This window comes from Actinophytocola sp. (assembly GCF_050699915.1).
Classification (GTDB): Bacteria; Actinomycetota; Actinomycetes; order Mycobacteriales; family Pseudonocardiaceae; genus Actinophytocola.
Genome location: NZ_JBOHGA010000218.1, coordinates 1 through 10,120, shown reverse-complemented (window position 1 = coordinate 10,120; position 10,120 = coordinate 1). Strand labels below are relative to the sequence as shown.

Below are 10,120 nucleotides of genomic sequence, written 5' to 3'. Positions count from 1 at the left end.
GGCCAGCACCTCGGTCGTCGTCCCGGAGCGGGTCAGGGCGACCACCCGGTCGTACCGCCGCCCCGCCGGGAACTCCGACGCCGCCCAGGCGTCGGTCTCCCCCTGCCCCGCCGACTCGCGCAGCGCCGCGTACGCCTGGGCCATGTAGTACGACGTGCCGCAGCCCAGCACCGCCACGCGCTCACCCGGGGCCGGCAGGCCGGCGGCGGGGACGTCGCGCGCCAGCTGCCACACCGACGGCTGGCTGGCGATCTCGTCGGCCACGTACGTCACGACAACCCCCACTGCTCGAAGATGAGCGAAGTACCCACCTAACGAGCATAAGACACCGCCGCCGGGTGCAGGAGCACCCGGCGGCGGCAAGGATTCGAGAGATCAGTCGGGCAGGCGGTCACCGGTGTCGGCGTCGAACAGGTGCACCGCACCCTGCTGCGGCACCAGGCCGACCTTCTCCCCGCGGGTGAACGCGGACATGCCCGGCGCCCGGACCGTGAGCGTGTGCGCGTCGACCTCGGAGACCTCGCCGTCGGCCGCGGTCAGCTCGGTGCTGGTCGAGCAGTACAGGAACTGGTCGCTGCCCAGCTCCTCGACGACCTCGACCATCGCCGTGATGCCCTCGCCGGCCGGCTTGAGCGTCCAGCCCTCGGGCCGCACGCCGACGACGAGCTTCGAGCCGGTCAGCGCGGTGCGCTGCTCGGCGGTCAGCTCGATCGGTGTGCCACCGATGACCGCGCCCTCGGCGCCGACGGTCGAGGGGATCAGGTTCATTGCGGGCGAGCCGATGAAGCCGGCCACGAACAGGTTCTTCGGCTTGCCGAACAGGCCGATCGGCGTGTCGCACTGCTGGAGCAAGCCGTCCTTGAGCACGGCCACCCGGTCGCCCATCGTCATGGCCTCGACCTGGTCGTGCGTGACGTAGATCGTGGTGACGCCCAGCCGGCGCTGCAGCGAGGCGATCTGCGTGCGAGTCTGCACGCGCAGCTTCGCGTCCAGGTTGGACAGCGGTTCGTCCATGCAGAACACCTGGGGCCGGCGCACGATCGCGCGTCCCATGGCGACGCGCTGGCGCTGGCCACCGGAGAGCTTGGCAGGCTTGCGCTCCAGGTACGGCTCGAGGTCGAGCAGCTTGGCTGCCTCGAGGATCCGCTCGGCGCGCTCCGCCTTCGCCATCTTCTTGATCTTGAGGTGGAAGCCGATGTTGTCGGCCACCGTCATGTGCGGGTACAGCGCGTAGTTCTGGAACACCATCGCGATGTCCCGGTCCTTCGGCGGCAGGTTGGTGACGTCGCGGTCGCCGATGCGCACCACGCCCTCGTCGACACCCTCCAGTCCGGCGAGCATGCGCAGCGTCGTCGACTTGCCGCAGCCCGAAGGCCCGACCAGCACCAGGAACTCGCCGTCGGCTACCTCGAGGTCCAGCTGGTCGACGGCTGGCCGCTCGGTTCCCGCGTAGTAGCGGCTGGCTCCGTCGAAGGTCACAGTGGCCATGGCTTACCTTTCATCTCCGCCGGTCAGAGACCGCACCCCGTTGTCGGCCCGGCGCGAAACCGGCGCGCGTGCACAATCTAGAGCAACTAACACGTGAACACCACGATTCAGAATTAACGACTTCACTTCACTCCGCCCGCGGTGAGACCGGACACCAGGTGCCGCTCGATCAAGGCGAAGAGTGCCACGACGGGCAGGATGCCGATGATCGAGACCGCGAAGACGTACTGCCACGCCGACTCGTACTGCCCGATGAACCGTGTCAACGCGACGGTCAGCGGCTGGTTGGTGTCGGTCGGCAGCAGGATCAGGCTGGCCGCGAACTCGTTCCAGCACGCGATGAACGTGAAGATCACCGCGGTGACGATGCCCGGCCACACCAGGGGCAGCATGATCCGGCGCAGCGACTGGCCGCGGCTGCACCCGTCCAGCCAGGCCGCCTCCTCGATCTCCTTCGGCACCGTGGCGAAGAAGCTGTGCATGATCCACACCGCGAACGACAGGTTGAACGCCGCGTTCACCAGGATCATCGCGAGCCGGGTGTCGTTGATCTCCAACGTGACGAACTCGCGGAACAGGCCGGACGCGAGCACGGTCGGCTGCAGCATCTGGGTGACCAGCACCAGCAGCATGAACGGCATCTTGAGCCGGAACCGGTGGCGCGCGGTGTAGTAGGCCGCGGGCAGCGCGGCGACCAGCGCGAGCGCGGTGCCGCCCAGCGAGATGACCACAGTGGAGAACAGGTTCGAGGGCAGCGGGGTCTCCGGCGTGCCCCACATGTTGACGAAGTTCTCCGGGGCCCAGTCCTGCGGCAGGTAGATCGGCGGGACCTTGAGGATCTCCTGCCGGGTCTTGAACGCGCCGATCAGCATGATCAGGTACGGAAGCAGGAACACCAGGGCCACGATGACGGCGACGACCGTGAGGCCCCACCGCTTGCGCTCCCGCACCTTCGGACGCGGTGCGTCGACGGTGGCCGCCGTGGTCGGGCGGTCGATGACGGTCGACATGGGTCAGTCCTCCCGCATCGGGCGCACGACCCGCAGGTAGATGCCGATCACCACGACCACGACGACGAAGTTGACCACCGACAGCGCACTCGCCGTGTCGATCTGCCGATCGTTCTGGATGATCTTGAACATGAGCGACGTGGTGGTGTCCGCGTCGTAGCCGGGGATCGCGCCGGTCATCGTCTTGAGGATCGGCAGATTGTTGAAGACGTTGATGACGTTGATGATCGTGGCGACCGCGAGCGCGCCGCGCAGCTGCGGGAACACCACCCGCCAGTAGGTCTGCACCCGGCTCGCGCCGTCGATCTGCGCCGCCTCGAGCACGTCGTCCGGCACGGCCTGCAGCCCGGCGAGGAACACGAACGAGGTGAACGGGATCGAGACGAACACCGCGACGGCCATCGCGGACAGGAACCCGGGCAGCGCGCTCTTCAGGAAGCCGAACGGCGTGTCGAGCAGGCCGATGTCGACCAGGAACCGGTTGATGATCCCGTAGAAGGGGTCCAGGCCGTAGACGAACACCGTCGAGGTCATCACCACCGATGCCGCCCACGGCACGATGATCACCATGCGGAGGATCTTGCGGCCCGGGAAACGCTTGTTGAGGAACTGCGCGAGCACCAGGCCGAGGCCCACGGACAGGGCCACGACGCCGACGGTCCAGAGCACGGTGTTGGCCATGACCCGCGGCAGGTGGTCGAGGCCGAACACCCGCTGGAAGTTCTCCAGGCCGGCCCAGCCGCGGTCCTTGCCGAACCGCGAGAGGTCGCGGAACGACGTGTAGATCATGTAGCCGATGGGGAACAGGACCACGCCGCCGATGAGGATCAGCGCGGGTGCGAGCCACGGCAGCGCCTGCAGCGTCGTCTGACGTCGAGCCTGCCGTTTCAGTGTCTTGGTTCGTGGCTGCGGATCAGCCATCGGTACTGCCACGCGTGGGTTCCTCCCCGGTGCGCCGCTCCCCTGGCCCGCCGTCGGCGGGCCAGGGGGCGAGCATCAGCTGCCGGCCTCGTCGGCCTTCGCCTGGATCTCCTTGAGCACGTCGTCGACCGGCTTGGTCTGAACCTGCCCGACCAGCGACTTGAACGCACCCGACGTGTCGCCCCAGGCCGGGTTGGTGGCCGGGTAGAACTTCGCGTCCGGCAGCGACTCGATGAAGGTCTTCAGGTCCGGGTTGGCCGCGGCCGCCTCGGCACCCGACTTGGTGGCGGGGATGAAGCCCTCGTTCTGGTTGAACTTGACGTAGTTGTCCTGCTGGTAGAAGAAGTCGAGGAACTTCTTGATCGCGTCCTGCTTGTCCTCGTCCTTGTTGAAGCCGACGAAGTAGTCGGCGACGCCCAGCGTGGACGGGCTGCCGTCCTTGGTCGGCGAGGGCGCGATCGCCCACTTCAGGTCCGGGTTCTTCTCCTTGATCTGGCCGACGATCGGCGGCAGGCCCTGGATCATGCCGATCTTGCCCTGGATGAACACGTCCAGCAGCGGGGTGCGGTCGGTGGCGCCCGGGTCGGGCTGGGTGACCTTCTGGTCGATCATCGACTTCATGAAGGTCAGCGCTTCCGCGGCCTCCGGCGTGTCGATCGTCATCTTGCCGTCGGCCTCCCAGCTCGCGCCGGCGCCGTAGGCGAAGATGGACGTCTCGGCCTGGGCCTCCTCGCTGCCCAGCGGCATGCCGTAGCCGTACACGCCACCGCCGAGCGCGGAGATCTTCTTCGCCGCGGCCAGCAGCTCGTCCCACGTCTTCGGCGGGGCCGTGATGCCGGCCTGGGCGAACAGGTCCTCGTTGTAGAACAGCGCGCGGGTGGACGCGACGGTCGGCACGCCGTACGCCTGGCCGTCGATCTTGGCGCTGTCGATGAAGGACGGCTCGATGTCCTTCATCGTCTCCGGCGAGACGATCTCGTCCGCCTTGTAGAGCAGGTCGTCGGAGGCGTAGGCCGGGCCTGCCGCGTCGAGCTCGAGGATGTCCGGCGGCTTGTTGTTCTGGACCTTCGTCGTCATGACGGTGTAGATGTCGTCCCAGCTCTGGGTCTCGAGCTTGACCTTGACGTCCGAGTTCTCCGCCTCGAACGCCTTGACCAGGTCCTCCCAGTACGGCTTGGTCTTGTCGCCGTAGATGGGGACCAGCAGCTCCAGTTCGGTGCTGCCGCCACTGTCGCCCGAATCGCTTCCGCAGCCAGCGAGCCCGAGCGCCGCCACGGTCGCGACCGCGACTGCATAAATGACGCGCCTCAACTTGTCCTCCGTTTCCGCCGGGCCGGTCCGCCAGGCTGATCGCCGCGCCGGACCGTCGGCCCAAATGCGGCGATTGGTTTATACCACTTGTTCAGCTCTGCTCAACCAAGCAGCACCGGTTCGCGCAGTGCCTCCCGCAGCTTGGTGAGGATGTCCTCGAGCTCGCCGTCGGCGCTGAACCCCGCGGCCAGCCTGTGCCCGCCGCCGCCGAACTGCTCCGCGACCGCCCGGACGTCCACCGCGCCGACGGCCCGCAACGAGCCCGTCCAGTGGCCCGAGGAGGTCTCCTTGAGCACGGCCGCGACCTCGGCCTCCGCCGTGGTGCGCACGATGTCGACGACCGACTCCACCTCCTCGAGGCGAACCCCGATGAGGTCGTCGAGGCGCACGGCGGTGTGCACGAGGCCGTGCCCGCCGGCTGCGCCCGGCTCGAGCACCGCGCGGTCGAGGACGCTCGCGAGCATCTGGAGGAACGCGAAGGGGTGGGTGTCCAGCAGGTCGCGGGCCATGACCGTCGGGTCCGCGCCGGCCTCGACGAGCCGCGCGGCGAGCCGGTGGGTGTCCGGGCTCGCCCGGCGAAAGGAGCTCGTGTCGGTGACCAGACCGGCGTAGACGCAGCGGGCGAGGTCCGCGTCGAGCGGCCAGCCGAGCTCGTCCAGCAACCGTATGACCAGCACCGCGGTGGCCTCGGCGGTCTCGTCGACGACGTGGTGGGTGCCGTAGTAGGTGTTGGACGCGTGGTGGTCGATGACCAGCACCGAGCCGCCGGCCTCCACGGTCGCGTTGACCCGGTCGGCGAGTTGGCCGAGCCGCGACTTGCTCCCGGTGTCCACCGCGACGAGCAGCCCGGACACCGCCGGCACCGCGGCGGCCGGCACGACGAGCCCGTGGACGTCCAGCCCGCGCAGCGTCTCCGGCACCTCGTTCGGCATGCCGAAGGAGACCCGCACGTCCGCCCCGCGTCTGCGCAGGGCGAGGCCGAGCGCCAGCGCACTGCCCAACGCGTCAGCGTCGGGGTTGACGTGAGCGAGCAGTGTCACGTCGGTCGCGGTGCGTAACAGAGTCGCGGCAGCACCAAGATCCGTGGTGGGCACCCGCACAGCCTCACGTAACCGAGCGGCCGCGTCCAGTGCCCGCGTCCAAGCCCGCCGCGCTCACGCATCGCAGTCCTGGACCGCCCGAATCAGCCGATGCGGTTGCCGATGAACTTCAGCACGTCGGGCATGACCTTGCGCCAGTACTCCTCGTCGTGGTCACCCGGCTCGATGTGGGAGACCGCGGGTTCGGCCTCCTCGACCAGCTGACGGGCCGCGTCGATGAACGGATCGGACTCGCCGCACCAGACGCCGAGGGGCAGGGTGGCGATCGCGTCGAGGTGCTGCAGCGGGTCGGTGTCGTTCCACTGCGCCTCGTCGGTGAACACCTCGCGGTTGCGCGCCTCCGGCCAGCTGAGGAAGATCGCCGGGCTGACCGCCGCGATGGCCGGGTCGTTGAGGTTGGCCGCGTAGTTGAAGGCGCCGTAGCCGCCCATGGAGATGCCGAGCACCGCGAACGGGTTGGTGGCGAGGCCGCGCTCCTCGAGCCAGGTGGGCAGTTCCTCGGCCAGCATCGCCTGCGGGTCGTCGTCCTCGTCGCCCCCGACCCAGTACGAGTCGCCGCCGTCGACCGCGACGATCGCGAACGGCGGCGTGCCCTGGTAGTTGACCACCGAGGACAGCGTCTTCGGCACGTCGAGGTCGACGAACATCCCGGCGCCCTCGCTGCGGCCGTGCAGCGCGAGGCACACGGGCAGGTCCGGCCCGGCGTCCTCCGGCCGGATGACGATCAGCTCGACCTCGGTGCCGCGGGACAGCGAGCGGATGCGCTCGCGCGTCACCGGCTTGCGCGCCGCGTTCGGGGGGATCGTCGCGGCCGACAAGGCCTCGCTCTGGTCGTCGGTACGAGCGCTTCTGACGGGAGCGTCCGTTGGCTTCGGTGCGCAGCCGGCGGCGGAGAGACCTAGGCCGATGGCACCAAGCAGAACGTCTCGCCGCGAGCGGCGAATCTCGCCTGCAGCCACGTCTCACCCCAAGAATGGCGGGAAGTTGGTCGGGGGCACCGAGACTACCGAACCGTTGCGCCGCATGGGACTGAGCGTCAAACTTTCCCAACTTTGACAGGTTCCTGTCGGTCCGTCAGAGTGTCCCTTGTGGCTTCGCTGACCGACCGTGGCCAGGAGTTTTCCGAGCTGTTGCTCGAAATTTTCCGGGTGAACGGACTACTCCTGTCGGCCGGAGACGCGTTGGCCCGTCCGGCGGGACTCACCAGCGCCCGTTGGCAGGTACTCGGCGTCGTCGATCACGGCCCGGTCACGATCGCGGAGGTCGCGCGGACGATGGGCCTCACGCGCCAGACCGTACGCCAGACCGCCGCCTCGCTCGCGTCGGCCGGGATGCTCGACTACGAGGACGACCCGCGCGACCGCCGCGCACGGCTGCTCGTGCTCACCACGCGCGGCCGCACGGCGCTCCGCTCGGTCGAACGACGCCAGGCCGCCTGGGCGAACCAGGTCGCCGCCCGCACGTCGTTGAGCGACCTCCGCTCGGCGATCGGCATCCTGCGCGATCTGGGCGACCTGCTGGAGGGCTGATCGCCAAGGCGGTCCGATTAATCCGTCCCGGGGACTGCTACTCGTCCGCTTCCTCGCGGGGGGCCCGGTACGGGTCGGGTTCGCCGGCCGGCTCGGCGCCGTTGGCCAGGCGGGCCACCTCCGCGTCCGCGGCGTGGGCGCGGGCCAGCAGGTCATCGATGTGCTTGGCGTCCTCCGGGACGGTGTCCGCGACGAAGGACAGCGTCGGCGTGAACCGGACGCCGGTGCCCTGCCCGACGAGCGAGCGCAGCACGCCCTTCGCGGACTCCAGCGCGGCGGCAACGCCCTGCAGGTCCGGCGCCGCATCGAGCTTGTCGCCCAACGCCGTGTAGAACACGGTCGCGTCGTGCAGGTCTCCGGTGACCTTGACGTCGGTGATCGTCACCCGGGCCAGGCGCGGGTCCTTCACCTCGTGCTCCAGCGCGGACGCGACGATCTGCCCGATGCGCTTGGCGAGCTTGCGGGCGCGCGGTGCGTCAACCACGACTTTCCTTCCTACCGAAAGACCTAATTATCATTAGGGCCGAGCCAGCGGCGCCGGGCGGAGACGAGCTCCAGCTCCGGCCGCCCGGCGACGAGCCGCTCGCACGCGTCCAGCAGGTCGCGCACATGGTCGGCGTCGGCCGCGAGCGCGGCCACGCCGATCAGCGAGCGGCGGTGCTTGTCGAGGTGACCGGCCTCGGCCACGGTCACCTCGAACCGGCGGCGCAGCTCGGCAAGCACCGGCCGCACCGCCGACCGCTTCTCCTTCAGCGAACGGACGTCTCCGAGGAGGACATCCAGTTCGAGGACGCCGACATACAACTCAGTCGCGCGGCTTCTCGCGCAGCTCGTACGTCTCGATGATGTCGTCGATCTTGAGATCGCCGTACGAACCGAGCGTGAGACCGCACTCGAAGCCCTCGCGAACCTCGACCGCGTCGTCCTTGAACCGCCGCAGCGAGCTGACCGGCAGGCTCTCCTGGACGACGACGCCGTCGCGCATGAGTCGGGCCTTGGCGTTGCGCCGGATCTCCCCGGACAGCACCATGCAACCCGCGATCGTGCCGACCTTCGAGGACTTGAACACCTCGCGCACCTCGGCGCGCCCGAGCTCGACCTCTTCGTAGATCGGCTTGAGCATGCCCTTGAGGGCCTGCTCGATCTCGTCGATCGCCTGGTAGATGACCGAGTAGTACCGGACGTCGATGCCTTCGCGGTTGGCCTGCTCGGTGACCTTGCCCTCGGCCCGGACGTTGAAGCCCAGGATGATCGCGTCGGACGCGATCGCCAGGTCCACGTTGGCCTTGGTGATGCCACCGACGCCGCGGTCGATGACCCGCAGCTCGACCTCGTCGCCCACGTCGATCTTCGTGAGCGCGTCCTCGAGGGCCTCGACGGTACCCGAGTTGTCGCCCTTGATGATCAGGTTGAGCTGGCTGGTCTCCTTGAGCGCGGAGTCCAGGTCCTCGAGGCTGATCCGCTTGCGCCGCTGGGCGTTCGCCGCGTTCCGGAGGCGGGCCGCGCGCCGCTCGGCGATCTGCCGCGCGGTGCGGTCCTCCTCCACCACGAGGAACGTGTCGCCGGCACCCGGCACCGACGTGAAGCCGATGACCTGCACCGGCCGCGACGGGGTCGCCTCGATGACGTCGTCGTTGAACTCGTCGACCATCCGGCGCACGCGACCGTAGGCGTCGCCGGCGACGATCGAGTCGCCGACCCGCAGCGTGCCGCGCTGCACCAGCACCGTGGCGACCGGGCCGCGACCGCGGTCCAGGTGCGCCTCGATGGCGACGCCCTGCGCCTCCATCTCCGGGTTGGCCCGCAGGTCGAGCGCCGCGTCCGCGGTGAGCACGACCGCCTCGAGGAGTCCGCCGATGTTGATGTTCTGCCGCGCCGAGATGTCGACGAACATCGTCTCGCCGCCGTACTCCTCGGCCACGAGCCCGTACTCGGTGAGCTGCTGGCGCACCTTCGCCGGGTTCGCGCCCTCCTTGTCGATCTTGTTGACCGCGACCACGATCGGCAGGTCCGCCGCCTGGGCGTGGTTGATCGCCTCCACCGTCTGCGGCATCACGCCGTCGTCGGCGGCGACCACGATCACCGCGATGTCGGTGGAGTTCGCGCCGCGGGCACGCATGGCGGTGAACGCCTCGTGACCCGGGGTGTCGATGAAGGTGATCAGCCGCTCGTTGCCGTCCACGTCGACCGCGACCTGGTAAGCACCGATGTGCTGGGTGATGCCGCCGGCCTCGCCCTCGTGCACGGTCGTCTTGCGGATGGTGTCCAGCAGACGGGTCTTACCGTGGTCGACGTGACCCATGACGGTCACGACCGGCGGCCGCGCCTGCAGCTCCTCCTCGCCACCGGCGTCCTCGCCGAAGGAGATGTCGAAGGAGTCGAGCAGCTCGCGGTCCTCCTCCTCCGGGGAGACGACCTGCACCTTGTAGTTCATCTCGGTGCCGAGCAGCTCGAGCACGTCGTCGGAGACCGACTGGGTCGCGGTGACCATCTCGCCGAGGTGGAACAGCACCTGCACCAGCGAGGCCGGGTTGGCGTTGATCTTGTCCGCGAAGTCGGTCAGCGAGGCACCACGCGGCAGCCGGATGCTCTCGCCGTTGCCCTTGGGCAGGCGAACACCGCCGACGCTGGGCGCCTGCATGTTCTCCATGTACTCCTGGCGCTTCTGCCGCTTCGACTTGCGACCGCGCCGGGACGGCCCACCGGGCCGGCCGAACGCGCCCGCGGCACCGCCGCGACCGCCGCCGGAACCGGGCCGACC

Annotated in this window: 10 protein-coding genes and 1 pseudogene; 1 reads left to right on the top strand and 10 read right to left on the bottom strand. The window is 69.1% G+C overall.

Annotated elements, in window-relative coordinates:
* The 7 genes and pseudogenes from ACRDSK_RS27575 to ACRDSK_RS27545 form a co-directional block, all read right to left on the bottom strand.
* Positions 1-285, bottom strand: a pseudogene (locus tag ACRDSK_RS27575) (sugar isomerase); the annotation flags it as partial.
* A 90-nt stretch (positions 286-375) separates the two neighbouring features.
* Positions 376-1,488, bottom strand: coding sequence for an ABC transporter ATP-binding protein (locus ACRDSK_RS27570; RefSeq protein ID WP_431444244.1), 1,113 nt, complete (start codon positions 1,486-1,488; stop codon positions 376-378).
* A gap of 122 nt (positions 1,489-1,610) precedes the next feature.
* A complete protein-coding gene (locus ACRDSK_RS27565) occupies positions 1,611-2,498 on the bottom strand; it encodes a carbohydrate ABC transporter permease (RefSeq protein ID WP_431444243.1) in 888 nt (295 codons plus the stop codon).
* 3 nt (positions 2,499-2,501) lie between these two features.
* Entirely contained in the window at positions 2,502-3,419 is a 918-nt protein-coding gene (locus ACRDSK_RS27560; protein WP_431444242.1) for a carbohydrate ABC transporter permease, read from the bottom strand.
* Positions 3,420-3,494: 75 nt separating this feature from the next.
* Complete coding sequence (locus tag ACRDSK_RS27555; RefSeq protein WP_431444241.1) at positions 3,495-4,730, bottom strand: extracellular solute-binding protein; 1,236 nt, start codon at positions 4,728-4,730, stop codon at positions 3,495-3,497.
* 101 nt (positions 4,731-4,831) lie between these two features.
* Positions 4,832-5,770, bottom strand: coding sequence for a DHH family phosphoesterase (locus ACRDSK_RS27550; RefSeq protein ID WP_431444240.1), 939 nt, complete (start codon positions 5,768-5,770; stop codon positions 4,832-4,834).
* Positions 5,771-5,913: 143 nt separating this feature from the next.
* Complete coding sequence (locus ACRDSK_RS27545) at positions 5,914-6,648, bottom strand: alpha/beta hydrolase (protein ID WP_431444238.1); 735 nt, start codon at positions 6,646-6,648, stop codon at positions 5,914-5,916.
* A 330-nt stretch (positions 6,649-6,978) separates the two neighbouring features.
* Here ACRDSK_RS27545 and ACRDSK_RS27540 point away from each other — a divergent pair, with 330 nt between their 5' ends.
* A complete protein-coding gene (locus ACRDSK_RS27540) occupies positions 6,979-7,359 on the top strand; it encodes a MarR family winged helix-turn-helix transcriptional regulator (protein WP_431444237.1) in 381 nt (126 codons plus the stop codon).
* Between the two features lie 37 nt (positions 7,360-7,396).
* Here ACRDSK_RS27540 and rbfA read toward each other — a convergent pair whose 3' ends face one another.
* The 3 genes from rbfA to infB form a co-directional block, all read right to left on the bottom strand.
* Positions 7,397-7,843, bottom strand: a complete 447-nt coding sequence (gene rbfA, locus ACRDSK_RS27535; RefSeq protein WP_431444235.1) for a 30S ribosome-binding factor RbfA — start codon at positions 7,841-7,843, stop codon at positions 7,397-7,399.
* A gap of 23 nt (positions 7,844-7,866) precedes the next feature.
* Positions 7,867-8,163 carry a DUF503 domain-containing protein gene (locus tag ACRDSK_RS27530; protein ID WP_431444234.1) on the bottom strand — a complete coding sequence of 99 codons (297 nt, stop codon included), beginning with the start codon at positions 8,161-8,163 and terminating at the stop codon, positions 7,867-7,869.
* Position 8,164: 1 nt separating this feature from the next.
* Positions 8,165-10,120, bottom strand: a 1,956-nt coding sequence (infB, locus tag ACRDSK_RS27525; protein WP_431444233.1) for a translation initiation factor IF-2, incomplete at its 5' end; no start/stop codon positions are given.